Source organism: Mycobacterium sp. NGS61, from assembly GCF_059812325.1.
In genome coordinates this window covers 35,193-59,043 of record NZ_JCALCL010000019.1, presented here as the reverse complement: position 1 = coordinate 59,043, position 23,851 = coordinate 35,193, and the positions used below count along the sequence as shown (strand labels likewise).

At 66.9% G+C, this 23,851-nt stretch carries 23 protein-coding genes and 1 pseudogene; 9 read left to right on the top strand and 15 right to left on the bottom strand.

Translation table 11 applies throughout. The annotated features are described in order from the left end of the window. Positions 1–204: pseudogene (locus AC5Y3Z_RS24635) on the top strand (hypothetical protein); the annotation flags it as partial. Between the two features lie 7 nt (positions 205–211). On the opposite strand, the gene AC5Y3Z_RS24630 reads toward AC5Y3Z_RS24635, so the two are convergent. The 12 genes from AC5Y3Z_RS24630 to AC5Y3Z_RS24575 all read right to left on the bottom strand — a co-directional run bounded on the left by AC5Y3Z_RS24630 (position 212) and on the right by AC5Y3Z_RS24575 (position 13,337). Then, positions 212–1,297 carry a glycosyltransferase family 4 protein gene (locus AC5Y3Z_RS24630; RefSeq protein WP_463827514.1) on the bottom strand — a complete coding sequence of 362 codons (1,086 nt, stop codon included), beginning with the start codon at positions 1,295–1,297 and terminating at the stop codon, positions 212–214. A 19-nt stretch (positions 1,298–1,316) separates the two neighbouring features. After that, on the bottom strand, positions 1,317–2,405 hold the full coding sequence (locus AC5Y3Z_RS24625) for a transferase (RefSeq protein WP_463827442.1): 1,089 nt from the start codon (positions 2,403–2,405) through the stop codon (positions 1,317–1,319). Next, positions 2,402–3,652 carry a methyltransferase domain-containing protein gene (locus AC5Y3Z_RS24620; protein ID WP_463827443.1) on the bottom strand — a complete coding sequence of 417 codons (1,251 nt, stop codon included), beginning with the start codon at positions 3,650–3,652 and terminating at the stop codon, positions 2,402–2,404. The genes AC5Y3Z_RS24625 and AC5Y3Z_RS24620 overlap by 4 nt, the downstream gene beginning before the upstream one ends. Then, on the bottom strand, positions 3,649–5,709 hold the full coding sequence (locus AC5Y3Z_RS24615) for a glycosyltransferase (protein ID WP_463827444.1): 2,061 nt from the start codon (positions 5,707–5,709) through the stop codon (positions 3,649–3,651). Before AC5Y3Z_RS24615 ends, AC5Y3Z_RS24620 begins: the two co-directional genes overlap by 4 nt. Next, a complete protein-coding gene (locus AC5Y3Z_RS24610; protein WP_463827445.1) occupies positions 5,706–7,211 on the bottom strand; it encodes a flippase in 1,506 nt (501 codons plus the stop codon). Before AC5Y3Z_RS24610 ends, AC5Y3Z_RS24615 begins: the two co-directional genes overlap by 4 nt. Continuing rightward, positions 7,212–8,711: a sugar transferase gene (locus tag AC5Y3Z_RS24605; RefSeq protein ID WP_463827446.1), complete on the bottom strand. Its 1,500-nt coding sequence runs from the start codon at positions 8,709–8,711 to the stop codon at positions 7,212–7,214. A gap of 17 nt (positions 8,712–8,728) precedes the next feature. Then, the gene (locus AC5Y3Z_RS24600; RefSeq protein WP_463827447.1) at positions 8,729–9,574 is read right to left on the bottom strand and encodes a WecB/TagA/CpsF family glycosyltransferase; all 846 of its coding nucleotides are present in this window, start codon (positions 9,572–9,574) and stop codon (positions 8,729–8,731) included. Between the two features lie 36 nt (positions 9,575–9,610). Then, a complete protein-coding gene (rfbC, locus tag AC5Y3Z_RS24595; RefSeq protein WP_463827448.1) occupies positions 9,611–10,174 on the bottom strand; it encodes a dTDP-4-dehydrorhamnose 3,5-epimerase in 564 nt (187 codons plus the stop codon). 51 nt (positions 10,175–10,225) lie between these two features. Then, entirely contained in the window at positions 10,226–10,891 is a 666-nt protein-coding gene (locus AC5Y3Z_RS24590) for a PIG-L deacetylase family protein (RefSeq protein ID WP_463827449.1), read from the bottom strand. Continuing rightward, positions 10,888–11,685 (bottom strand): glycosyltransferase family protein, encoded by a 798-nt coding sequence (locus AC5Y3Z_RS24585; RefSeq protein ID WP_463827450.1) that lies wholly within the window; start codon positions 11,683–11,685, stop codon positions 10,888–10,890. The genes AC5Y3Z_RS24590 and AC5Y3Z_RS24585 overlap by 4 nt, the downstream gene beginning before the upstream one ends. A 154-nt stretch (positions 11,686–11,839) precedes the next feature. Next, positions 11,840–13,018: a PPE family protein gene (locus tag AC5Y3Z_RS24580; protein WP_463827451.1), complete on the bottom strand. Its 1,179-nt coding sequence runs from the start codon at positions 13,016–13,018 to the stop codon at positions 11,840–11,842. Positions 13,019–13,037: 19 nt separating this feature from the next. Further along, entirely contained in the window at positions 13,038–13,337 is a 300-nt protein-coding gene (locus tag AC5Y3Z_RS24575) for a PE family protein (protein ID WP_463827452.1), read from the bottom strand. Positions 13,338–13,575: 238 nt separating this feature from the next. Here AC5Y3Z_RS24575 and AC5Y3Z_RS24570 point away from each other — a divergent pair, with 238 nt between their 5' ends. From AC5Y3Z_RS24570 to AC5Y3Z_RS24560, 3 genes are all read left to right on the top strand, one after another. Beyond that, positions 13,576–13,713, top strand: coding sequence for a hypothetical protein (locus AC5Y3Z_RS24570; RefSeq protein ID WP_463827453.1), 138 nt, complete (start codon positions 13,576–13,578; stop codon positions 13,711–13,713). After that, on the top strand, positions 13,703–14,380 hold the full coding sequence (locus tag AC5Y3Z_RS24565; protein WP_463827454.1) for a TetR family transcriptional regulator: 678 nt from the start codon (positions 13,703–13,705) through the stop codon (positions 14,378–14,380). The genes AC5Y3Z_RS24570 and AC5Y3Z_RS24565 overlap by 11 nt, the downstream gene beginning before the upstream one ends. 131 nt (positions 14,381–14,511) lie before the next feature. Further along, positions 14,512–15,207: a TetR family transcriptional regulator gene (locus AC5Y3Z_RS24560; RefSeq protein ID WP_463827455.1), complete on the top strand. Its 696-nt coding sequence runs from the start codon at positions 14,512–14,514 to the stop codon at positions 15,205–15,207. Here AC5Y3Z_RS24560 and AC5Y3Z_RS24555 read toward each other — a convergent pair. The 3 genes from AC5Y3Z_RS24555 to metG all read right to left on the bottom strand — a co-directional run bounded on the left by AC5Y3Z_RS24555 (position 15,204) and on the right by metG (position 17,821). Then, positions 15,204–15,764: an LbetaH domain-containing protein gene (locus AC5Y3Z_RS24555; RefSeq protein ID WP_463827456.1), complete on the bottom strand. Its 561-nt coding sequence runs from the start codon at positions 15,762–15,764 to the stop codon at positions 15,204–15,206. The two genes, AC5Y3Z_RS24560 and AC5Y3Z_RS24555, sit on opposite strands and share 4 nt — an antisense overlap. 66 nt (positions 15,765–15,830) lie before the next feature. Beyond that, positions 15,831–16,196, bottom strand: a complete 366-nt coding sequence (locus tag AC5Y3Z_RS24550) for a PAS domain S-box protein (RefSeq protein WP_463827457.1) — start codon at positions 16,194–16,196, stop codon at positions 15,831–15,833. 71 nt (positions 16,197–16,267) lie between these two features. Further along, a complete protein-coding gene (metG, locus tag AC5Y3Z_RS24545) occupies positions 16,268–17,821 on the bottom strand; it encodes a methionine--tRNA ligase (RefSeq protein WP_463827458.1) in 1,554 nt (517 codons plus the stop codon). Positions 17,822–17,880: 59 nt separating this feature from the next. Here metG and AC5Y3Z_RS24540 point away from each other — a divergent pair, with 59 nt between their 5' ends. The 5 genes from AC5Y3Z_RS24540 (at position 17,881) to AC5Y3Z_RS24520 (ending at position 23,814) form a co-directional block, all read left to right on the top strand. Beyond that, entirely contained in the window at positions 17,881–18,723 is an 843-nt protein-coding gene (locus AC5Y3Z_RS24540; protein ID WP_463827459.1) for a TatD family hydrolase, read from the top strand. A 180-nt stretch (positions 18,724–18,903) separates the two neighbouring features. After that, positions 18,904–20,031, top strand: a complete 1,128-nt coding sequence (locus tag AC5Y3Z_RS24535) for a resuscitation-promoting factor (protein ID WP_463827460.1) — start codon at positions 18,904–18,906, stop codon at positions 20,029–20,031. Further along, positions 20,004–20,939 (top strand): 16S rRNA (adenine(1518)-N(6)/adenine(1519)-N(6))-dimethyltransferase RsmA, encoded by a 936-nt coding sequence (gene rsmA, locus AC5Y3Z_RS24530; protein ID WP_463827461.1) that lies wholly within the window; start codon positions 20,004–20,006, stop codon positions 20,937–20,939. Before AC5Y3Z_RS24535 ends, rsmA begins: the two co-directional genes overlap by 28 nt. Positions 20,940–20,976: 37 nt before the next feature. After that, positions 20,977–21,930 (top strand): 4-(cytidine 5'-diphospho)-2-C-methyl-D-erythritol kinase, encoded by a 954-nt coding sequence (locus AC5Y3Z_RS24525; protein ID WP_463827462.1) that lies wholly within the window; start codon positions 20,977–20,979, stop codon positions 21,928–21,930. A gap of 249 nt (positions 21,931–22,179) precedes the next feature. Beyond that, positions 22,180–23,814 (top strand): fatty acyl-AMP ligase, encoded by a 1,635-nt coding sequence (locus tag AC5Y3Z_RS24520; RefSeq protein WP_463827463.1) that lies wholly within the window; start codon positions 22,180–22,182, stop codon positions 23,812–23,814. Positions 23,815–23,851: the final 37 nt, after the last annotated feature.

Below are 23,851 nucleotides of genomic sequence, written 5' to 3'. Positions count from 1 at the left end.
CAGCGCACCGACATCACCGACCTCACCTTGGCCTGCGGCATCCACAACCGCCTGGCCGAACACGGCTGGACCACCCGCACCAACACCCGCGGCCACACCGAATGGCTCCCCCCACCCCACCAAGACCACGGCCAACCCAGAACCAACACCTACCACCACCCCGAAAAACTCCTCAACCCCGACAACGACGACGCATCCGCTTGACGGGTGATCAGCCTCGTGCCGAGCTGCGGGCGTGGCCCCGGCCCACCCGGTCACCTGGTGCTCGACGCACATCGTCGATCACTTCGAGAAGTCGGCCGGCGGCCCGGTCGACGGCGAAACGGCGAGCATAGTGCTGCGCCGCCACCGCACCCTGCCGCGCTGCGGTCTCCGGGTCGGCGAGCATGTCGAAAGTGGCTGCCAGACCGGCGATGTCGTCGACCCCGACCGGGGGGCAGTCCGACGGCTGGTATTCGGGCAGGCCGCCCATCGTGGATACGATCGGCATCACCCCCAACTGCATGGAGAGCACCTGCACCCCGCTCTGCGAGGCACGCCGGTAGTGCGCGACCGACCCCTTCGCGGCCGCGAGGGTGCCCACCATATCGGCGTAGCGGTACCGACCCGAGCGCCACCGGGTGTGCGGCGGCAGGTACGCGGCGTCTACCGACCCATCTCCGACCAGCACCAGATCATCTCCGCGCCAACAGCTTCCGTCGACATGCCGCTGCCAGGCCGCTAACACCACGTCGAGATTCTTGTACGGGTTGAGCCGGCCGATCATCACGAAATCACGGCGCTGGTCGGGACCGGCCAGCGGCGGAACGAGACCGGGGTCGAGGTCACTGGTGAGCGGGACGACGCGCACGGACGTGCCCGCCACGTCGCGCCGGCCAACTATCCCGGCTGCCACGTAGTCGCTGTAGGCGATGGTGGCCGCGGAGTGAGCGCCCCACCGATCGAACACCGCCAGTTCGTAGGAGGGCCGCTGCTCGGCGGCATCGTGTGGTCGGTCGTCATGCACGAGTTGGATTCGCGGGACCCGTCCGGCCAACGCTATCCAGCGCGGATCGCGAATCAGTTCGGTGATCACGATGTCGGGACGGTAGTCGCGGATACGACGCCAGGCGGTATAAGTGGCCGGCCAGGTCGCAGCCGTCCGAAACCGCGGGTCGAGTACCAGTTCGTAGTCGCGGGGAGCGTCAGACTCCGGATGCTGGTCGGACGTCACCAGCAGCACCTCGGCTCCGTGGCGGCTCAACGCCTCGGCCTGGACCCGCGCCAAGGGTCGCATCCAGGGTGAAAGCCACAGCACCCGGGGGGATTTCACGTTGTCACCGGTCCCGCTGCGGTCCGTTGTCCACCCACCAGCGCCCGTCGAACTGCGGGTACGTTCGCTGCAGCTCGTCATAGAGATCGGGAAGGGTCAACAGGATTCGGTCGGGGTCGGCGGCCAGCAGTTGCTCGGGGGAGATGATCTCCACATCGGTGCCAGGCAACCGGCGTCCCTGTTTGGCCGGCGATCCATCGGCAATGCCACTGATCAGGTTCCGGTTCACTTGCGCGATGCTGAACAATGCCGGCACCCGCGACCCGGCGGCATAGCCGTACACGGTGTGCCGCTGCTCGGCCTGGGCCTCCAGCCATGCGCGCAGCTGGGCGGCGTGGCTGTCGACCGCCTGCTGCAGGCCCTGCAGCACCGCCGGCTTGGTCACTCCGAATGCCTGTTCGCGCGCGAGGATGTCGTTGGCGCGCGCGTCGCGCTCGACGTGCCCGTGCACCGCGGCCACCAGGAAAGTTCCCCCGTAGAGGTCGAACTCCCACGCGGTAGCCACGCTCATGTCGACGGCGCGCAGCAGGTTCGTCACCGCCGTGAGCGAGTAATAACCGAAATGCCCGTGGCGCAACGAATTCCACTGACCCTGTTGGACCATTGCCATCAGCGACGGGAATTGCACCAATAACACCCCGCCAGGTTTGGTGACCTTGGCCCGCAGCTGGAATCCGGCCCGCTGATCGGCTTCGTGCATCACGCCGAAGGAGTCGAGCACCAGATCTGCGACTTCGGCCTCGGCGTAACCGCGCTCGGCGAGCAACGGCAACCAGGTGCCGCCGTGCGGGCTGCCGAACTCACGAACTGTGCTGCCGCGCAGCCAGCCGGCCGTCGCGACCCGCTGCACCGCGTCGGCAGCCTGGTCACGCAGCGCCTGCGGTTCGATGCCGCGGGGTTCCTCCGTCACGGTGTCGTCATCGGCGAGTTGCGCCAGGCCGCAGCAGCCGCACAGGTCCATCGCCAGCGCATGCGCTGTCTCCTGCGGGCTCACCGGCTCACCGGCGAGTGGAAAGTGGTCGGCGGCAGGCACATTCCCCAGGTCCAGCACCCGGGTCAGGTCATCCTCACCGCACCCGCGGCAGCCGCTCACCGCAGCGCGGCACTACGCGTCACATCGGTCGCCATGTGCAGGGTGGGGAGTGGGTAGACGATCTGGCCGCCCCACTCGCTGACGTAACTGAGCTGTTCGGTGATCTCGGTCTCCAGGTTCCAGGGCAGCACCAGCACCACGTCCGGGCGGTCTTTGGCGATGAGCTCGGGATCGTGAATCGGTATCCGGGTACCCGGCGTGAAATGACCGTGCTTGTAAGGGTTCCGGTCCACCGTGTACTCGAGCAGATCGGTGCGGATACCGCAGTAGTTGAGCAGCGTGTTGCCCTTACCGGGCGCGCCGTAGCCGACCACCCGCTTGCCCTCCGCGCGGCACTGAAGCAGGAAACGCAACAGGTCCTGGCGGATCTGCTCGGTGCGCCGGCGCAGTTGCAGGTACCCCTCCGGATGGTGCAACCCGGCTGCTTCCTCGATGCGCAGGATCTTGTTGACCCGGTCGGTCGGGCGGCCGGCCACCTGGATCGGCCGGGCCCAGACGCGGATGGAACCACCGTGCGTGGGGAGCAGTTCGACGTCGACGACCGCCAAACCCGCACTGGCAAGCGCGTTCTGCGCCGAGAAGACGGTGTAGTACTGGAAATGCTCGTGGTAGATCGTGTCGAACTGGCCCAGGCACACCAGGTTCAGCGCATGGTGCACCTCGATGCTCAGCCAGCCGTCGTCGGCCAGCAGTCCGCGCAGGGACTGGGTGAAGCCACGCAGATCGGGAATGTGGGCATAAACGTTGTTGGCGACCACCAGATTCGCCGGGCCGTGTTCGGCACGCACCTTGCACGCCAGTTCCTGATCGAGGAACGCCGAGACTGTGGGCACGCCACGCTCGGTGGCCGCGGCGCCGACGTTGATCGACGGTTCGATACCCAGGCACGGGATGCCGCGGGCCACCGCGTGCTGCAGTAGATAGCCGTCGTTGCTGGCGACCTCGACCATGAACGAGTCGGGACCCAGGCCGAGACGCGTGGCCGCATCCGCCACGAATGTTTCCGCGTGCTGGACCCAGCTGTCGGAATAGGAGGAGTAGTAAGCGTACTCGGTGAAAGTTTCCTCAGGGGTGATCAGCGCCGGGATCTGCAGCAGCAGGCAGTCTTCGCACAGCCGCAGGTGCAGCGGATAGGTGGCCTCGGGCAGATCGAGTTCGTCTGCGGCAAGGATCTTTTCGCACGGCGGAGTCGCGCCCAGGTCCAGGATGCTGAGCATGCGGTCTGAGTCGCACAGGCGGCACTTCATCTGACACTCGTTTCTGTGGTTTTCGTGCTGTTGGAGGTTACGGCACCGATCGCGTCGAGGTAGGCATCGGTCATGGCCTGCACCGTGTAGTGCGTGCGCAGGCGCTCCCAGCCGCGCTGCCCGACCTCCGGCAGTGTGCCGGGATCGGTGAGGATCTGGGCCAGCTGGTCGCGCCATGCCGATACCGCGACCGGCTCGACGACGAATCCGGCCCGGCCGAAATCCAGCATCTCGGGAACCGCGCAGATGCCGGAGGCGGCCACCGGCACCCCGCGCGACATTGCTTCCAGTATCACCAGGGGAAAGGCTTCGGAGCGACTCGGCACGCACAGCAGGTCGGCGTCAGCCAGTGCCGGCCCGGGTCCGCGTGACCAGCCGCACCACTGCACCCGATCGCGCAAGGCAGCCGGGGTGCGGGACTCCAACCTCTCCCGGTCTGGCCCGTCCCCGAAAATCGAGAGTTTCCAGGGAAGTTCGGTCAGCCCACTCAGTGCCTCGATGAGCACGTGCGGATTCTTGTGTTCCACGATGCGCGACAACATCACCAGATGGGGCGGTTCGCCCGCGGCGCGGACCCGACGGGTGGGCTGCCCCGGTGCGTCGACGCCGTTGGGGGCGATGAACGGCTGTGCGCTCAGCTTGTGGTGGGGAGTGAGCATGTCCCAATGCCGTTGTGCCAGCGCGATGAAACCGTCGGCGCGGCTCATCGCGGCGGTCAGCGGCCGGGAGTAGATGGGCCGGTCGGTCTCCGGCGGTACGTGCGGGGCGACCAGCCAGCGCCGTTCGCGGGAAGCGGCCCGCCAGAGCGTGGCAAACCCGGTCTCGGTGTTGGTGTCGCCGCTGATCAGGACCGCCGGACCAGCGGGCAGGTCGACCATCGGCGCCCACCATGGCTGACGCACCACCCGCACGCTGTGCGGGATCTCCTTGATCAGCGGGCCGAACCGTTGCATGCACACGATCGTGACGGAATAGCCACGGCGGTCCAATTCTGCCGCCAATAACGCTTTTTGGCGCTCCGCGCCGCCGTACACCAGACGGTTGGTGGTGATCACGATGGACGGCTTGCCGGTGTTCCTGGCTGCGGTGGTGGCCAGGGTGCGGTTGCGTATCTCGCGTTTGGAGCGCTGTACCCGGTCCAACACCGATGTGGCGGCCAGGTAGACGTCGGCGTGGTGGACGCTGTCGCGCCGTTCCAGCAGCAGGGCGATGTTGGCGCGCAACAAATCCCGGTTGCGGAAGCGCTCGACGGTGGACACCTGTGCACCGTGCGCCGACGCGGAGTCGCGGGCGCCGTCGGCGGCCGCCGGGTTGCCGTGTTCGACGTCGAGTTCGTCGGCGAGCAGAACGCGCCAGCCCGCGGCACTGGCCCGTTCCTGCCAGTCGGTCTCCTCGCCGTAGAGGAAGAACTCCTCGTCGAAGCCGCCGATCTGATTCCAGGCGGCCCGCTTGATCGCCAGGCAGATGCCGGCCACATAGCCTTCGATGCTGTGCGACTCCGCGGGCTGCTCGGTGTACAGGTGTGAGAGCGGGGTGCCCCGCAACCGGTCGGAGTAGCCGGCAGCGGCCACCAGGGCGCGGGTCAGGGTGCGGCGACGGGTCGCGATGTCCCAACGCTGTGGGCCGGCCGCGGCAGGGTCCTCGATCAGTGGTGAGACCGCTGCCACCCCGGGCCGGCGGAGCAATTCCCTGGTGCGCGTCAGCGGCCCGGTCAGCCGGGTGTCGGCGTTCAGCAACAGCAGATCGGTGTCTGCCGGTGTGTGCTCGACCAGGGCGTTGAAGGCAGCGCCGAAACCGAGGTTCACCGCGCCCAACACCCAGTGCACATCCGGGTGGCGGGCGGCCAGTTCCTCGCGGCCCGGGTACTCGTCACCGCTGTTCTCGTAGACGTACACCGGCAGCTCCGGGGCATGCTCGGCCAGTCCGGCCAGGCACTGCTCCACGAGGTCATGACTCTTGTAGGTGACGATCAACGCCGAGAGCGGCCGATCGGCCTGCAGGACGGTGTCGCTCTGGGTGGGGGGTTTGAGATACGCGCGGTCCAGCTGGGTTGTCATGCGGTCACCTGTTTCCGGAAGAGTGCGGTCAACATCGACAATTTGACGGGGCCGATCGCCAGGTTGACGGCGAGGTAGGTTGCCGCGGCGGCGCCCAGCACGAGTACCACGTGCAGGCCCGAAAGCAGCAGCACCACAACGGCACTGGCCGCGGTCGGGACCAGCAGCCGCAGCAGGAAGTTGAACGGCGTGTGGTAGCCACAGTGGCGACGCAACCGCCAGCTGGCCAACACCAACCCGAACAGCTCGGTGCAGACCAGACCGATGCCGGCACCGACGGCACCGAAGCGACCGTCGAGACCGAGGTTGAGCGCAACGTTGACGAAAAGCGTTGCCACGAAAACCCGGAAGAAGAATCGTTGCTCGTGGCACGCGAACAGGCCCTGGCCCAGGGTTCCGGTGACGAACCGCAATGCGGCGGCGATGAGCAGCAGTGCCAGCGTCGGCGCCCCGCGGCTGACGAATTCCCGGTCACCGAACAATTCGATCAGGGGTGCGGCCAGCAGGCTGCCGACCACGGCGACCGGCAGGGCGACGAAGCTCATCAGTTCGACGCTGCGGCGCAGGAAGTCGACGTAGGCGCTGACATCGCGGGAGTACAGCGTGGTCGCCGTCGACAGCGTCGATTTCTGGAAGAAGATCGACAACGCTTCGGTATTGAACGCGATCATGTAGGCCAGGCCGTACACGCCGACCTCGGCATGGCTGCTCAGCAACGACAGGATCACCCCGTCGGCGCGCCAGTACAGGATGCCGATCACCGCAACGCCCATCAACGGCAGGCTTTCCCGTAACAGGTCGACCGACTCGCGAACGGAGAAGATCGGGCGCAGCGCGACGTGCCGGGCTGCCGCCGTACCCTGGATCACCAGCTGGACAACTGGCGGAATGAGCTGTGCGACCGCGAACCAGACCACATCGGCGTGCGTGGCCACCAACGAGCTGACCATGGCCAGCGTGGCCAGCCGACCCACCACATCGGAGGCGGCGACCGCGGAAAAGCGCACCGTGGAAAGGAATACCGGATCGAACCGCGTCCGTACCGTCAACATCAACAGCTGTCCGGACAGCACCACCAGCATCACCCGCACGTCGGCGTCGCGATAGAGCAGCCATCCGGTGACCGCGGCCAGCATCGCCAACGGCGCGCAATAGACCAGGGACAGGCCACTATTGACGCGAACAAGTCGTTCCAGCTCACCTCGGCCGGAGGTGACGCGCCGCACGATCACGGTGGTGATACCGAGATCGGTCATGCTGGTCCACATTCCGATGAAAGCGACCGCAACCATCAGCTGGCCGTATCCGCCGGGACCCAGGTAGCGGGCGGTCATCGAAACCGACACCACCGACGCCAGCATCCCGAGCACCCGGCAGATCAGCTGAATCGAGATCGCGTGCGCGATCCGGGACTGTGGCACATCCGCTGCCGGTGGCCCGGACTCCGGTGCCGCGTCGTGAATTTCACGAGCCGTCGGCTCGATCACGGTGTCGCCCTTCATCTAGTAGGCTCCGTCGCTGGCCAGGACGGCGCGCAGAGTTCGGGCGATGATCACGACATCGCCGGCCATCGACCAGTTGTCGACATAGGACAGGTCGAGTCGCACCGAGTCCTCCCAGGACAGATCGGAACGGCCACTCACCTGCCATAGGCCGGTCACCCCCGGCTTGACGAGCAGGCGCCGCTTGACCTCCCCGGCGTAGTTCTCCACTTCGCGGCGCAGCGGCGGGCGCGGGCCGACCACACTCATGTCCTGCTTGAGCACATTGATGAACTGCGGGAGTTCGTCGATGCTGAAGCGGCGCAATATCTTTCCGACGGGCGTGACTCGCGGGTCCTGATGTATCTTGAACAGCATGCCGCCGGCACCCTGGTTCAGTGGGAGCAGCTGATCGATCTGCCTGTCCGCGCCGTCGACCATGGTGCGCAACTTCAACATCGTGAAGGGGCGGCCGTCCAGACCGATCCGTTCGGCGCGGTAGAAGACAGGTCCCTTGCTGGTCAATTTGATTGCCACCGCGGCTGCCAGCAGCACCGGTGCGGTCCCCAGCAGGGCGGCCAGAGCGAAGCAGAAGTCGAACGCGCGCTTCTGCAGGCGTTGTGTCCCTTCGTATTGCGGCTTCTCCACGTGCAATAAGGGGAATCCCGCGATGGGCCGCATGGTCAGCCGCGCGCCGGCGACATCCATCACTCCGGGCGATACCACCAGGTCGACGTCCATCGTCTCCAGCCGCCACATCAGGTCGCGGATGCCGTGGACGCCGAAATGTTCGGTGCGGGTCACAGCGACGGTGTCAGCGCCGCAGTGTCCGATGGCGGTGACCGCGGCGGACTCGTCACCCAGGATCGGGATTTCCCGGCCGCCCACGGTGAGCATCTCGCCGCGTTGCGGGCCGTAACCCGGGATGCACACCCCGACAACGACGTAGCCGTCTCGTGGGTTGCGAATCAGCTCCCGGGCCAGGTGCGCCACACCGGACCGGTCACCGATCGCCAGCACCATGGTCTGGTACTGACCCTTGATCCGCATGCGCCACACGTACTTTCGCCACAGGTTGCGGCTGGCCACCAGGCCCAGCGTGCCGACCGGAAGGGCGACCGCCAGATACCCGCGGGCCAGGTCGATCTTGGCCAGCAGCGTGATGATCGCGATGATGCCGAACACCGAGAACGACGCGCTGACGATGCGTCGATACTCGTCGATTCCGGCGCCGATGATCCGCGGGGAGCGCGTGTGGAACACGGCGATCGAGGTAAGCCACAGTGCCGCGAAGACGCAGGAGAACAGCGTCATCACCGGACCCGGGTAACCCGACATGTGCGGGTCGTCACCGAACCGGAGGAACTGCGCGAGCATGATTGCCGCGCACACGATCAGCGAGTCGGTGACGCGCAACCGCGCCGAGTATCGCTGCTGCCAGCGCGGGATGGCACTCACACGCCGCGGGGGCAACGTGAGTACGGACGGCAGGCTGGTGTGTGCCGGCAGTGTGGCAGTCATGCTGGCCGCTCCCTCGGTCATGCGGGCACCGCTTCGGTTGCGGTGCCGGAGGTTTCGACGTGGGCTGGGGTGGCGACATAGTGGACGCCGGGGTAACAGATGAGCTGGGCGCGCGCGGCGCGCAGCAGCGCGATCGGTCCCTGCAACAGGTACCGGCGGGCCAGCCGCCGCGGTTCGCGGGTCAACCGGTACAGCCACTCCAGCCCGGACCGTTGCATCCACTGCGGCGCCCGGTTGGTGGTGCCGGCCAGAAAGTCGATGGCACCGCCCGACGGCAGGAAAACCTTTGCGCCCGTGGCGTGTCCGTGCTGGTCGACCCACTGTTCCTGGCGCGGCTTGCCTAGGCTCACGATCAGGATGTCGGTGCGGGCGGCACGGATCGCCGCACACAAGGACGTTGAACGTTTTTCGATGTCGTCGGCGCCCGGCGCCCACATGCCCGAGATCACCAGTGCGGGATAGCTTTCCCGCAGCCGGGTGGCCAGCCGTTGATGCGTCTGGGCGGTGCCGCCGAAGAAGCCGACGCGGTGCCCGCCCGCTTCGGCCAGCGCCAGCACGGCGGGCAGCAGGTCTGCTCCGGTCACACGGGGCCACGGCTGTGCGGTCAGCAACTGACCCCGCCACGCGATCGGCATACCGTCGGCGAGCAGCAGCCATTCCAGTTGTCCAGCGGGAGCGGCGGCCACCGTGCGGAAATGATGCAGGTGATCGAGGTTGACCGAGCCTACCGCCAGCCCGCGGCCGGACGGCGAGTCGAGGCGCGACCCGATGATCGACAACACTTCGTCGGTTTTGCAGCGTTCGACGATGCTGCCGCTGACGACCATGCGGACGGCGGCCCGGGGGAGGGTGTCGTGCGTCATATTCGACCTAGCCCGAACGTGTTTCGTGTGTGTCGGTCATGACGCCTCGCTGTGTGGCTCGGTCAGTGCGATCGATTCCAATAGCGGCCAGCTGGCGTCCTTTTCGGAGATGACGGTGACCGGCAGCGGCCACTGGATGGCGAAGGTCGGTTCGTTCCAGCGGAAGTTCTCTTCGCTGCCCGGCACGTAGGGACCGCTGATCTGGTAGATGATCTCGGTGTCGTCGGTCAGGGTCTGGAAGCCGTGGGCGACGTACGGGGGCAGGAACAGCGCGCGGTGGTTGTCGGCGCTCAGTTCCACCATCACATGCTTGCCGTAGGTCGGCGATGTCGGCCGCACGTCCACGGCGACGTCGGCGATGGCACCGCGAATGCAGCGCACCAGTTTCGCCTCGGCGTGCGGCGGCAGCTGGCGGTGCAGACCGCGCACGGTGCCCCGGGTCTGGTTGAAGCAGATGCTGGTCTGGGACACCTCGGCGATAAGGCCGTGCTGCGCGAATTCCTCGGCGCAGAATACCCGCGAAAAGAACCCGCGGTGGTCGCGGTGTGGTTCGATGTCGACGATCGTCACGCCCGCAACGCTGGTGGGTGTGTATTTCATGCGGATCTCTTGTCCCCTCTGCTGATTCGGTGCGGTGGTTCGCGGTACTGGCTAGCTGCGCCGCGTCCCGACGGTCGGATCCAGCACGGCTTTTTCCACTACGAATGCCTCCGCGTACCGGGCGCGGCACTGCACGCCCCGGATCCGCATCAAGCCGAGGAACGTCTCGTCGTCGAACCAGTCCCGCCCCAGCTGTGACGGGTAGGACTCGGCCAACAGCTGGGCCTTCTGCTGCGCCAGCTCGTCTGGAATCGGCACGTAGAACGTGGGATTGGGTAGATCCGACTCCCACTTCAAGATTTCGTAGCCCAGCACCAGGTGCGCCCGGAACTCGGTGGGAAGCAGCTCGGCGAGCAGACGATGATCCTGGTGGTAGTCACCGCGCTGTGGTCCGAGGACGAGGTCCGGCTCGCAGCTGCGGCGGAAGTCGGCGAGGTGCCTCTTGACCGATCCCCAGTGTTCCGGCAATCGCCCGTCGGGTAGGTCTGTCACGGTCAGACGCACGTCGGCCTGCGGCAGAAGTGCTGCCAGAGCGCTCTTTTCCTCGACCTCGCGTTCGGTGCCCGCGCCGGTGAGCACCAGGGCGTGGACGACCAGGCCGGGGTTGTTGCGCTCGAGGTGCATCAGGGTGGCACCCGCGCCGATCGCGATGTCGTCGCAGTGCGCGCCGATTACGGCAACGGAACCGATCCCGGTGCCCAACGACAGTGGCATCATGCCGATTGGCCCGCCGCGACCGGTGCTTCCCAGACCGCCCAGGGACGGATGCCTCTGTTGTAGTCGGCGTCGAGTTCAGCGCGCTCCTTGAACGTGTCGGCCGGCTTCCAGAAGCCGTCGTGCTGGTAGCCCAGCAGCCGGCCGGTGCCCGCCAGCGTCATGCACGCATCGCCGACCAGGTCGCCGTTCTCCGGGATCAGGTCGATGACGTCCTGGCGCAGCACGAAGTAACCGCCGTTGACCCAGATGGGGAACTTGGCGATGGGGGCGATCTCTTTGATGTCGCCGTCGGTGCTGACGTCGACGCAGTGGAACGATGACTGCGGGGGGACCACCAGCATCGACGCTGCGGCGCCCGCGTCGTGGAATCGGTCGATCATGGTGTCCAGCGGGGCATCGGTGAGCACATCGGCGTAGTTGGCCAGGAAGTACTCGTCGTTGCCGAGGTACTTGCGGACCCGCCGCAGCCGCTCGCCGATCGGTGACTCCAAGCCGGTGTCGACGAAGGTGATGGTCCAGTCCGACATGTCGGTGTCGAGCAGCTCGACGTTGCCGCCGCGCATGACGAAGTCGTTGGACTCGGTCTCGCGGTAGTTGACGAAGAAATCCTTGACCATGGCCTGGCCGTAGCCCAGGCACAGGATGAACTCGGTGTGCCCGTAGTGCGCGTAGTAACGCATCACGTGCCACAGCAACGGGCGGGGGCCCACCATTTGCAGGGGTTTGGGAATCAGGTCGCCGTCGGCGCTGCGCATCCGCATGCCGTAACCGCCGCAAAAAAGTACGACCTTCATTCCGTGCCCCTTCCAGGCGGACCGACAAACTCGGCCACTAGTTACTACTCAGTATACATACTATTAAGATGGTTTATAGCGTAAAAATCAACGTTGAGTTTGTTATCGACTGGATTGTCCTTGTTCCGGTGCAGGGACTCGCGTCAGCTCCGGGTCACAGCACGGCGCCGTAGCCCGCTGACGGCGGCTGCGCCATCACGGTGGGAACCAGGCCGTATCGGGGGCCGGGAGCCGGGCCCGCGGCCGCTGCACCGCGCGGCATGCCGCCCAGCAGACTCGGCGGCACCGCCCCCAGGGCGGCGCCGTTGGCTCCCGGCAGTGCCGAGCTGATGCCGGTCAGGTGCGCCGTCGGAATCACGCTGGTCCACGTCGGCGGCACCGACAGGGAGCCGAGGCTCGCGGCCTGACCCATCGCACCCAATGCGCCCGCACCGGCAGCCTCCGCACCTGCGGCGGCCGCCCCCGCCGCGGCCTCTGCTGCCTCGGCGGCCACTTCACCGGCCACCACGCCGGCCGTCTGGGCCATGCCCTGCATGGTCTGGGCAATGCTCAACAGGCTGCTCAGCGCGAAGAGCGGCATGACCGCGATGTTCAGATAATTGGCCATGTCGCCGCTGGACATCGCGCTGCTGGTCGGCAGGACGGCCGCCGCGGCAGCGGACTCCGCCGAAGCCAGCGAGGTCGGGGCCGCCAGGCCCTGCAACGCGGTGGGCAGCGAGTTCACCAACGAGGACAGCGTGGTCTGGGTGGCGGCGGCCTCGCCGGTGGCCTCGGACACCGCGGTGGCCTGGCTGGCCAGCCCAGCTGCATCAGTGACCTGCGGCGGCGCCTCGAACGGTGCGAGCGTGGTAGCCGCAGCCGAGTTGGCCGCATAGCTGTACATGGCCAGGGCGTCCTGCGCCCACATCTCGCTGTAGTGCGCCTCGGTGGCTGCAATGGCCGGCGAGTTCTGACCGAAGAAATTGGTGGCGACCAATGCCGCCAACAGCGTCCGGTTGGCGGCGACCACCGCCGGGGGGACCGTCATGGCGTAGGCGGCCTCATAGGCGCCGACTGCGGCCCTGGCCTGGCTGGCTGCCTGCTCGGCCTGGGCTGCGGTCGTTCCGACCCAGACCGCATAAGGGGTGGCCGCTGCCGCCGCGGCGATCGCCGCGGGACCCAACCAGGGTCCACTGGTCAGGCCGCTGATCACCGACGAGTACGACGAAGCCGCCGTCTGCAGTTCGGCCGCCAGCTCGTCCCATGCCACGGCAGCCGTCAGCAAGGGTGCCGCGCCTGCGCCGAGGTACATCCGCGCGGAGTTGATCTCCGGTGGCAGTGCCCCATAGTCCATTGCTCTTATCCCCCGTGCGTCAACTGGTCGCAGCTACGTTGGCGGCCTCTGTGGCGCCATAGGATTCCGCGCTGACCTGCATGGTCTGCACCAACATCTGGTGAATTGCGGCGGCCTGAGCGCTCACGGCCTGGTACATCTGCCCGTGTGCGGCGAACTGCATCGCGGTCAGGGCGGATACTTCGTCGGCCGCCGCCGGGGCCAGGCTGGTCGTGGGTATCGCTGCGGCAGCGCTGCCTGTGCTGACGGCGGCGCCGATACCTTGCAAGGAACCGGCCGAGGCCGCTAACACTTCTGGGTGCGTGGTAACGAACGACATGCGCCCCTCCCCATCCATCGGACTCGATCTCGACCGCGTCGCGGCTTCCGGCTCCCGGTTGCCCAAACCAGCATCCTGTTCAAACCGAACTATACATACTTTTTGTACGCTCGCGAGTCCTCAGATTGACTTCAAGTATTTGTAGAGGGGTTTTCCGGTCTTGTGTGGCGTAGAACACATCGGATCAGGACCAGACTGCTAACCTCGCAGTGGCGTGTAATTGCTACGTGAGGCATAAGTGCCGGTACCTTCGTCCTACGAACCCGGCGGTCCGCTCGAGGAAGGCATCGTGATGGTGGAAGCGACGCGCATCGGTGCCAGGGGCGACGCCGCGGTCTCGGCGGGTCACCCGACCAACGGGTCGTATGACGACTGAACAGGCCGACGGACGGGCCGACACCACCCGGCAACATATTCTGCGGGCCGCCGCACACCAGTTCGCTCGACGTCCCTACCACGATGTCGGCCTGGACGATATTCTCGCCGAAGCCGAACTGACCAAAGGCGCGATGTACTTCCACTTCCGGTCCAAGCACGCGCTTGCGGTTGCCATCATCAACCAGCACACCTCGGCGGGGCGGACGGCGGTCGACGATCTGCTGGCCAGGCACCTTTCCGGCTTGGAGACCCTGGTCGACTTCTGCTACCTGGCCGCTGTCCAGGACATGACAACGGATGTGGCCCGGGCCGCGTCGCACCTGCTCGAGACGGTCGGGCGGACAGAGGGGCTGCAGGCGCAACTGCTCAACGGCTGGATGGAGATGCTGGCCGGGGTCGTCGAGAGGGCGATCGCCGAAGGTGATGTCGCTGCCCGCTGGGAACCGCGTGACGTGGGGCGGCTCATCGTATCGATGTACATGGGGCTGCGACAGACCAGCGACCTCGACGATCCGCAGCGCTACCTGCTCGATCTGGAAAGAAACTGCATGCTGGTGCTGGCGGGGATCCTGGAACCCGACCGGCTCGATTACTTCACCCAATTCGTCCGTCGGCGCACCGCGCTGGCCATCTCTGCCGCCGGGGCGTCCCCGTCCGCGCGGTGAACGGCGCGGAACGAAACCACGCATAGTCAGAGACGCCGCTCCGGCGGCTGTTAGGCTTACCCGCTGACCAGGAAGAACGAGACGTGCAGGTCCGGAGCCTAACCGGAAGAACATGCTGCGGAGGGCGGGATATGGCGCGCCAGGTTCGGTCTGAGGTGACCCGCCGGAAGATCCTCGATTCCGCGATCGACGTTTTCAGCGAAGTCGGGTATGCCGCGGCCGGCTGGGGCACGATCATCGAGCGAACCGGCATGACCAAGGGCGCGCTCTACCACCATTTCGATTCGAAGGAAGCCCTGGCCTCCGACATCATCGACGAGGGTGCCGAGGTTCTGCTCGCAGCGTTTCGCAACGTCTGCGGATCGGCGTCTCCGGCCCTGGAGAACATGATCCACGGCACGTTCGCCATCGCCGCGGTGCTCAATGCGGACAAGACGGCCCGCGCGGCCGGCCAACTGGTCGCCGCGCTGAGCGGATACAACGACGCGGCGGCGCGCTCCTGTTCGGCCTGGGTTGCCGAGGTGACCGCGCAGGCGCGTCGGGCAATCGCCGAAGGTGATCTGCGCGAAGACGTCGACCCGGTCGCACTCAGCGAGGTGATCGTCGGGGCGATGGTCGGAACGCGCCTGCTGTCCATCGCGATGGCGCGCGGCCGCAGCACAGACGGTCCGCGAACCGAACGCACCTCGCAACTGAGCCAGATCTGGCTGCTACTGCTGCCCGGCGTTGCCTCCGACGCATCGCTGCCGTACTTCCAGCAGTTCCTGGCCCGAGAGGCGATGCGCCACAACCGTCCCAGTATCGCCGTCGTGCCGGACGGCAACTAGCCGACTGCGCTCGCGGCGTTACTGGGCCGGCGGTCCCTGATGATGCGGGCCGGGACGCCGGCGACGTCGACGTCGTCGGGCACCGGCTTGGTGACGACCGCGCCCGCATAGATCCCGACGCGGCTGCCGACGTCGACACCGAGGATTACCGCGCCGGGAAAGATGAACACGTCGTCGCCAATGGTCGGATACTCGCCGGGTCGCCCTTCACCGATGGTGACTCCCTGATGAATCCGGCAGTTCGCGCCGATTCTGGCGAGGTGATGGACGTGCACCCAGCCGACATGGGCAACCGATAGGCCCGGCCCGAACGAATTCAGCGAGATGCCGAAGCCGAGTTTCTCGCCCAGAAATTTCAATCGCAGCCGCAAGTAGGCGGCGACGAGGTGACCGGCCGGCGTCCGGGCGGTGTTCGTCCAGTATTCGGTTTTGCGCAGCATCCGCTGGAAGTACGGCGCGCGTTGGGTGATGCGGTAGCGATGCCGCCAGCGCTCCAAGCCTTGTGCCTGCAAATCCGCCGCCAGGTAGGCGTCAAGGTCACTGCGCGTCCTGATCACCCGCCAAACCATACTACAAGTATCAGAAAATGGGTAGAGCGTGACTTGCAGTCTGAGGCAGGTGCCTCAGCGTTCCTCTTCCCACAACTGCTCGGTGAGGTCCTGGAAAGCGGCCAGGGCGAACTTGTCGTCGGCGCGCATCACCGCCGAGCGGCTCATCAGGGCCCGCACCACCGAGCCGTCCTTATGTGCCAGTTCCACCACCATGTTCGCCAGGGCGTGCACGAAGGAGAGCAGTGATGACTCCGATTCGGGAGCCTGGTGGAAGATCTCGTGGAACCTCAGCGTCAGGACCTCTTCGGGCTCGCAGCCCACCATCTGTGCAAATGCCGTATTGGTGAACAGGATGCTGCCGTCGTCGGCGACAGCAAGGACGGGAACCGGGATCCGTTCCAGCACCACCAGAGCAGGCAGCTGCTTGAGGGTGGTCATCGGCGATTGGCTGACCTGCCGAGTCCGTCTGCGCTCCACAGCCCGATTATGGCCTACGGCGAAACTTCACTTCACCCGACTTCGGTGGGAGCCTGATACCGCGGGAAAACCCCGGCCGGCGCCGGCAGTTCGGTGCCCGGTCTCAGTCGTGTACCGATCGCGCTGAACGACCGCTGATCGTCGGGCTGGCCCAGCAGGTCGAGCAACTTCGCGGCCGACTCCGGCATCACGGGAGCGACCAGCAGCGCCGCGATGCGGACCACCTCGCAGGTGACGTAGAGCGTCGTGCGGAACCGGTCCTGGTCGGCATCGGTTTCGCTCTTGCGCAACACCCAGGGCTGCTGCGCCGAGAAGTACTTGTTGGCATCGCCGAGCATCAGCCAAATAGCTTCCAGCGCAAGGTGCATCGACTGAGTGTCGAAATGTGCGCGCACCCGCTCCAGCAACCCGTCGGCCGTCGTCAGCAGTTCGGTGTCGGCGCCGATGAACTCACCGGGATCGGGCACCGTCCCGTTCAAGTTCTTGGCCACCATCGACAACGACCGCTGCGCCAAGTTTCCCAACTCGTTGGCCAGGTCGGTGTTGATCCGCGTGATGATGGCCTCGTCGCTGTAACTGCCGTCCTGACCGAACGGCACTTCGCGCATCAGGAAGTAGCGGATCTGGTCCACCCCGAATGTGTCGACCAGAGCCACCGGGTCGACGATGTTGCCCACCGACTTGCTCATCTTCTCGCCACTGTTGAGCAGGAATCCGTGCGCGAAAACCCTTCGAGGCAGCGCGATTCCGGCCGACATCAGGAACGCGGGCCAGTAGACGGCGTGAAACCTGATGATGTCCTTGCCGATGATGTGCAGGTCGGCCGGCCAGTACCGGCGGAACGACTCCGATTCGGTATCCGGAAAGCCAACGCCGGTAAGGTAATTCGTCAATGCGTCGATCCAGACGTACATCACGTGGTCGGGATGTCCCGGCACCTGCACGCCCCAGTCGAACGACGTCCGCGAGATGGACAGGTCGCGTAACCCGCCGGAGACGAAGCTGACCACCTCGTTGCGGCGCACGTCGGGTCCGATGAAATCGGGATTCGCCTCGTAGTGGGCCAGCAGCTTGTCGGCGTACGCCGACAGCCGGAAGAAATACGTCTGCTCCTCGGTCCAGGTGACCGGGGTGCCGGTCTCCACGGCGATCCGGGTTCCGTCGACGACCGTGGTCTCCGATTCGACGAAGAACCGCTCGTCGCGCACCGAGTACCAGCCTGAGTACGCGTCCAGATAGATGTCGCCTGCGGCCTCGATGCGCTGCCAGATCTGCTTGGACGCCTCGTGATGGTCGGCGTCGGTGGTGCGGATGAACCGGTCGAACGAGATGTTCAGCTTCTCCTGCAGCCGCTGGTAGACGTCGGAGTTGCGGCGCGCCAGCGCGGCGGTGGGCAATCCTTCGGCCGCCGCGGCCTGGGCCATCTTGAGTCCGTGCTCATCGGTGCCGGTCAGGTACCGCACGTCGAAGCCGTCGAGGCGCTTGAAGCGTGCGATGACGTCGCTGGAGATGAACTCATAGGCGTGCCCCAGATGCGGCGCGGCATTGGGATAGGTGATGGCGTTGGTGACGTAGTAGGGCTTCATCGGGATTCACCCTATTGGGTGCGGCGGGTGCGTGGGCGCGACGTGAGAGGGTGTGCAACGTGAGCCCCACCCGCGCAGCACCGCCGCCGCCGGAACCGCTCTCGCCGTTGATCGACGCGCACACCCACCTCGATGCCTGCGGCGCGGTCGACGCGGCCGACGTGCGCGCGATCCTCGACCGCGCGGCCGCCGTCGGCGTGGTGGCGGTGGTCACCATCGCCGACGACATGGACTCGGCCCGCTGGGTCACCGACGCGACCGAGTGGGACTCCCGGGTTTACGGTGCGGTGGCCCTGCACCCCACCCGCGCCGATGCGCTCACCGGGGCGGCCCGCGCCGAGATCGAGGAACTCGCGGCCCACCCGCGGGTGGTGGCCGTCGGCGAAACGGGAATGGACCTGTACTGGCCCGGCCGGCTCGACGGTTGCGCGCAGCCGCAGGTGCAGCGCGAGGCCTTCGCGTGGCACATCGATCTGGCCAAACGGCTGGGCAAGCCGCTGATGATCCACAATCGGCAGGCCGACCGCGACGTGCTGGACGTGCTGCGCGCCGAAGGCGCTCCCGACACCGTGATCATGCACTGCTTCTCCTCGGACAGCGCGATGGCCCGGGAGTGCGTAGCCGCCGGATGGTTGCTGAGCCTGTCCGGGACGGTGAGCTTTCGCAATGCTCGAGAGTTGCGCGAGGCCGCCCTGCTGATACCGGTGGAGCAGCTTCTGGTGGAGACCGACGCGCCATTTTTGACGCCGCACCCGTACCGCGGTGCAGCAAATGAGCCTTACTGCCTGCCGTATACCGTTCGCGCCCTGGCTGAGCTGGTCGACCGGCCGGCCGAGGAGCTGGCGCAGATTACTGCCAGCAATGCGGTAAGGGCCTACGGACTGCAGGGGTGCGGCCGCTGAACGGTCCTGAATTCGACATGCTCGAGTTGCTCAGCACCCGACGTTTCGTTACCGTCTTGTGATCGTACGGGTGGGCCTCTGGGCCCATTTTGTCATTTCAGCTGAATATGGTCGGTAGCTCAATGCTGAGTTGTTGCTGCGTAACGGTCGCTGTAGGTCGGGACTAACTGGGATTAGACATTGAATCTGCTTACTAAACTTCATCAAACTGAATCGCCGATGTTGCGCCTGGTGGTTGGCGCTTTATTAGTGGTACTGGCATTCGCCGGCGGCTTCGCCGTGTCCGCGTCCAAGACGGTGACCTTGACCGTGGACGGCACGTCCATCCAGGTCAACACGATGAAGTCGCGGGTCAGCGACATCATGGCGGAGAACGGCTTCGACGTGGACGCGCGGGACGACCTCTACCCCGCCGGGGACGTCTCCGTCGGCGACGCCGCCACCATCGTGCTGCGCCGCAGCCGCCCGCTGCAGATCACTCTGGACGGCCAGAACTCCCGGCAGGTGTGGACCACCGCGTCCACCGTGGACGAGGCGCTGGCGCAGTTGGCGATGACCGACACCGCCCCCGCCGCCGCATCCCGGGCCAGCCGCGTCCCGTTGAACGGCATGGCTCTGCCGGTGGTCAGCGCCAAGACGGTCCAGATCGACGACGGCGGCGTGCAGCGCACGGTGCACCTGCCCGCGCCCAACGTCGCCGGGTTGCTCGCCGCGGCCGGCGCCCCCCTGCAGGACAGCGACCAGGTAGTACCCGCCGCCAACGCGCCCGTCGTCGACGGCATGCAGATCCAGGTCACCCGCAACCGCATCCAGCGGGTCACCGAGCAGATGCCGCTGCCGCCCCCGGCGCGGCGCATCGAGGACCCGGAGCTGAACATGAGCCGCCAGGTCGTCGAGGACCCGGGCAGCCCCGGCACCCAGGAGGTGACCTTCGCGGTGGCTGAGGTCAACGGTGTCGAAACCGGTCGCCTGCCGATCGCCAACACGGTGCTGGCCCCGGCCCGCGAAGCCGTGGTCCGGGTCGGCACCAAGCCCGGCACCGAGGTTCCCCCGGTCAGCGACGGTGGCGTCTGGGACTCGCTGGCGGGCTGCGAGGCCGGCGGGAACTGGGCGATCAACACCGGCAACGGCTTCTACGGCGGCGTGCAGTTCGACCAGGGCACCTGGGAGGCCAACGGCGGGCTGCGTTACGCGCCCCGGGCCGACCTGGCCACCCGGGAGGAACAAATCGCCGTCGCCGAGGTGACCCGGCAGCGCCAAGGTTGGGGTGCCTGGCCCGTGTGCAGTGGCCGGGTGGGTGCGCGCTGACGATCCGGCTGCTCGGACGCACCGAAATCAGGCGGCTGGCCAAAGAGCTTGATCTGCGGCCACGGAAATCACTCGGACAGAACTTCGTTCACGACGCCAACACGGTGCGCCGCGTGGTGACGGCCTCCGGCGTCGGCAAGTCCGATGTGGTCCTCGAAGTCGGGCCGGGGCTGGGGTCGCTGACGCTGGCGCTGCTGGACCGCGGCGCGACCGTCACCGCCGTCGAGATCGATCCGGTGCTGGCGGCCCGGCTGCCGCAGACCATCGCCGAACATTCCCACAGTGAGATGCAGCGATTTTCGGTGATCAACCGCGACGTGCTGTCGCTGCGTCGCGAAGAACTCGACGTGCAACCCACCGCGGTGGTGGCCAACCTGCCCTACAACGTGGCGGTGCCGGCGCTGCTGCATCTGCTCGCGGAATTTCCCTCCATCCGTGTCGTGACGGTCATGGTGCAGGCCGAGGTGGCCGAACGGCTGGCTGCCGATCCCGGTGGCAAGGAATACGGGGTGCCCAGCGTCAAGATGGGTTTCTACGGCCGGGTACGCCGCTGCGGCACGGTGCCGCCGACGGTGTTCTGGCCCATCCCGCGGGTGTATTCGGGGCTGGTGCGCATCGACCGCCACGAGACGTCGCCGTGGCCCACCGACGAAGCGTTCCGCCGGCGCGTCTTCGAGCTGGTCGACATCGCCTTCGGTCAGCGGCGTAAGACGTCGCGCAACGCCTTCGTGCAGTGGGCCGGTTCCGGCAACGAGTCCGCGAGTCGGCTGCTTGCCGCCAGCATCGACCCCGCCCGGCGCGGTGAGACGCTGTCGATCGAGGATTTCGTGCGGTTGCTGCAGCGTTCCGAGTCGGCGTCAGACCACCCCGGGGGCGGGGAGGATCCCGCACAGGTCTCGGCCGGCTGACGGGATGCGCCGCGATAGTCTGCTGCGGTGGTCGCGGATGTCTGAGAGCAACACCGCCGAGTTGTGGGTGCCCACCGGGTCGGTCACCGTGCGGGTGCCGGGCAAAGTCAACCTCTATCTGGCCGTCGGTGACCGGCGGGATGACGGCTATCACGAGCTGACGACGGTGTTCCACGCTGTCTCGCTGTTCGACGAGGTCACGGTGCGCAACGCCGACGTGCTGTCGCTGGAGTTGGTCGGCGAAGGCGCCGACAAGCTGCCCACCGACGAGCGCAACCTGGCCTGGCAGGCCGCCGAGCTGCTGGCCGAGCACGTGGGCCGGGCGCCGGACGTCTCCGTCCTGATCGACAAATCCATCCCGGTGGCCGGTGGCATGGCCGGCGGCAGTGCCGATGCGGCCGCGGTGCTGGTGGCGATGAATTCGCTGTGGGAACTGAACCTGCCGCGCCGTGATCTGCGCCTGCTCGCCAGCCAGCTGGGCAGCGACGTGCCGTTCGCGCTGCACGGTGGCACCGCGCTGGGCACGGGGCGCGGCGAGGAGCTCGCTACGGTGTTGTCGCGCAACACGTTCCACTGGGTGCTGGCGTTCGCCGACAGCGAGTTGCTGACCGCGACGGTATACGGGGAGTTGGACCGGCTTCGAGAGGTGGGCGATCCGCCCCGGCTGGACGAGGCGGGCCCCGTGCTGGCGGCCCTGGCGGCCGGGGACCCGCACCAGCTCGCGCCGCTGTTGGGCAACGAGATGCAGGCCGCGGCGGTCAGTCTGGACCCGGCGTTGCGCCGGGCGCTGCGGGCGGGAGTGGATGCGGGCGCGCTGGCGGGCCTGGTGTCCGGTTCGGGTCCGACCTGCGCCTTTCTGTGCGCCTCCGCGGAGGCGGCGGTCGATGTCGCCACGCAGCTGACCGGGGCAGGGGTGTGCCGCACGGTCCGGGTCGCCACCGGTCCGGTGCCGGGAGCCCGGGTGGTGCCGACCCCCGCCGACGGTGCCTGACGGCCGTCGTCGATGTGAGATCGCACTCAAATCCCGTCACCGTTTGGCAGTTACTTAAGAGTTGCTTAAGATAAGCCGCGGTGACGAGTCACGGTTGGCAAAAGCAAACCCAGCGCAGGACCGCGTTCATCACCAAATCGAGACCTAACCGCTCCCCAAAATGTGTGCGCGCCTGCCCTCAAGCGAGATCTGGCGGGTGCAACATGAAAACCCGGACCTTGGGGATGCGCTGGAACCGAGGAGGTTTGCGTGAGCAGGTTTACCGAGAAGATGTACCGCAGTGCCCGCACCGCGACGACGGGCATGGTCACCGGTGAACCCCACGAACCCATCCGGCACACCTGGGGCGAGGTGCACGAGCGGGCCCGCTGCATTGCCGGCGGGCTGGCCGCCGCGGGCGTAGGTCTCGGCGACGCTGTCGGCGTCCTCGCGGGTTTCCCGGTGGAGATCGCGCCGACCGCGCAGGGCCTGTGGATGCGCGGCGCCAGCCTGACCATGCTGCACCAGCCGACGCCGCGGACAGACCTGGCGGTGTGGGCCGAGGACACCATGACGGTGATCGGGATGATCGAGGCCAAGGCCGTGATCGTCTCCGAGCCGTTCACGGTGGCGATTCCGGTGCTCGAAGACAAGGGCATCAAGGTCCTGACAGTCACCGATCTGCTCGCGTCGGACCCCATCGACCCAATCGACGTCGGCGAGGATGACCTGGCGCTGATGCAGCTGACCTCGGGTTCGACGGGTTCGCCGAAGGCGGTCCAGATCACCCACCGCAACATCTACTCCAACGCCGAGGCGATGTTCGTCGGCGCCGAATACGACGTCGACAAAGACGTGATGGTCAGCTGGCTGCCCTGCTTCCACGACATGGGCATGGTCGGCTTCCTCACCATCCCGATGTTCTTCGGGGCGGAGCTGGTCAAGGTCACCCCGATGGACTTCCTGCGGGACACGTTGCTGTGGGCGAAGTTGATCGACAAGTACCGGGGCACCATGACGGCGGCGCCGAACTTCGCCTACGCGCTGCTGGCCAAGCGGCTGCGACGGCAGGCCAAGCCGGGGCAGTTCGACCTGTCCACGCTGCGTTTCGCGTTGTCCGGCGCCGAGCCGGTCGAACCCGCCGACGTCGAGGACCTGCTGGACGCCGGCAAGCCGTTCGGGCTGCGGTCGTCGGCGATCCTGCCGGCCTACGGCATGGCCGAGACGACGCTGGCCGTGTCGTTCTCGAAGTGCAACTCCGGCCTGGTGGTCGACGAGGTCGACGCCGACCTGCTGGCCGCGCTGCGCCGGGCCGTCCCCGCGACCCACGGCAATACCCGCCGGCTGGCCACGCTGGGGCCGCTGCTGCAGGATCTGGAAGCCCGCATCGTCGACGAGGACGGCACGGTGATGCCGTCGCGCGGCGTCGGTGTCATCGAGTTGCGCGGCGAGTGCCTCACGCCCGGCTACATCACCATGGGCGGCTTCATCCCGGCGCAGGACGAGCACGGCTGGTACGACACCGGTGACCTCGGCTACCTCACCGACGAAGGCCACGTCGTGGTGTGCGGCCGCGTCAAGGACGTGATCATCATGGCTGGGCGCAATATCTACCCGACCGACATCGAGCGGGCGGCGGGTCGGGTCGACGGGGTCCGTCCCGGCTGCGCGGTGGCGGTCCGCCTCGACGCCGGGCATTCGCGGGAGTCCTTCGCCGTGGCCGTCGAGTCGAACGCTTTCGAGAACCCGGCCGAGGTGCGTCGCATCGAGCACGACGTGGCACACGAGGTCGTCAAGGAGGTCGACGTGCGTCCGCGCAACGTGGTGGTGCTGGGGCCCGGGACCATCCCGAAGACGCCGTCGGGCAAGCTGCGCCGCGCCAACTCGGTCACGCTGGTTACGTAGCGCGGGCGGGTGTGAGCCGGTGGCTTTGAGTGTGAGC

What these genes read in the sequence shown, in the direction of transcription:
- AC5Y3Z_RS24590 (WP_463827449.1), bottom strand. Translation starts at nt 10,891, where the DNA reads ATGATGCCACTGTCGTTGGGCACCGGGATCGGTTCCGTTGCCGTAATC.
- metG (WP_463827458.1), bottom strand. Translation starts at nt 17,821, where the DNA reads ATGAAGCCCTACTACGTCACCAACGCCATCACCTATCCCAATGCCGCG.
- AC5Y3Z_RS24610 (WP_463827445.1), bottom strand. Translation starts at nt 7,211, where the DNA reads ATGAAGGGCGACACCGTGATCGAGCCGACGGCTCGTGAAATTCACGAC.
- AC5Y3Z_RS24525 (WP_463827462.1), top strand. Translation starts at nt 20,977, where the DNA reads ATGTCTGAGAGCAACACCGCCGAGTTGTGGGTGCCCACCGGGTCGGTC.
- rfbC (WP_463827448.1), bottom strand. Translation starts at nt 10,174, where the DNA reads ATGAAATACACACCCACCAGCGTTGCGGGCGTGACGATCGTCGACATC.
- AC5Y3Z_RS24605 (WP_463827446.1), bottom strand. Translation starts at nt 8,711, where the DNA reads ATGACTGCCACACTGCCGGCACACACCAGCCTGCCGTCCGTACTCACG.
- AC5Y3Z_RS24620 (WP_463827443.1), bottom strand. Translation starts at nt 3,652, where the DNA reads ATGAAGTGCCGCCTGTGCGACTCAGACCGCATGCTCAGCATCCTGGAC.
- AC5Y3Z_RS24585 (WP_463827450.1), bottom strand. Translation starts at nt 11,685, where the DNA reads ATGAAGGTCGTACTTTTTTGCGGCGGTTACGGCATGCGGATGCGCAGC.
- AC5Y3Z_RS24575 (WP_463827452.1), bottom strand. Translation starts at nt 13,337, where the DNA reads ATGTCGTTCGTTACCACGCACCCAGAAGTGTTAGCGGCCTCGGCCGGT.
- AC5Y3Z_RS24550 (WP_463827457.1), bottom strand. Translation starts at nt 16,196, where the DNA reads ATGACCACCCTCAAGCAGCTGCCTGCTCTGGTGGTGCTGGAACGGATC.
- AC5Y3Z_RS24580 (WP_463827451.1), bottom strand. Translation starts at nt 13,018, where the DNA reads ATGGACTATGGGGCACTGCCACCGGAGATCAACTCCGCGCGGATGTAC.
- AC5Y3Z_RS24600 (WP_463827447.1), bottom strand. Translation starts at nt 9,574, where the DNA reads ATGACGCACGACACCCTCCCCCGGGCCGCCGTCCGCATGGTCGTCAGC.
- AC5Y3Z_RS24560 (WP_463827455.1), top strand. Translation starts at nt 14,512, where the DNA reads ATGGCGCGCCAGGTTCGGTCTGAGGTGACCCGCCGGAAGATCCTCGAT.
- AC5Y3Z_RS24565 (WP_463827454.1), top strand. Translation starts at nt 13,703, where the DNA reads ATGACGACTGAACAGGCCGACGGACGGGCCGACACCACCCGGCAACAT.
- AC5Y3Z_RS24615 (WP_463827444.1), bottom strand. Translation starts at nt 5,709, where the DNA reads ATGACAACCCAGCTGGACCGCGCGTATCTCAAACCCCCCACCCAGAGC.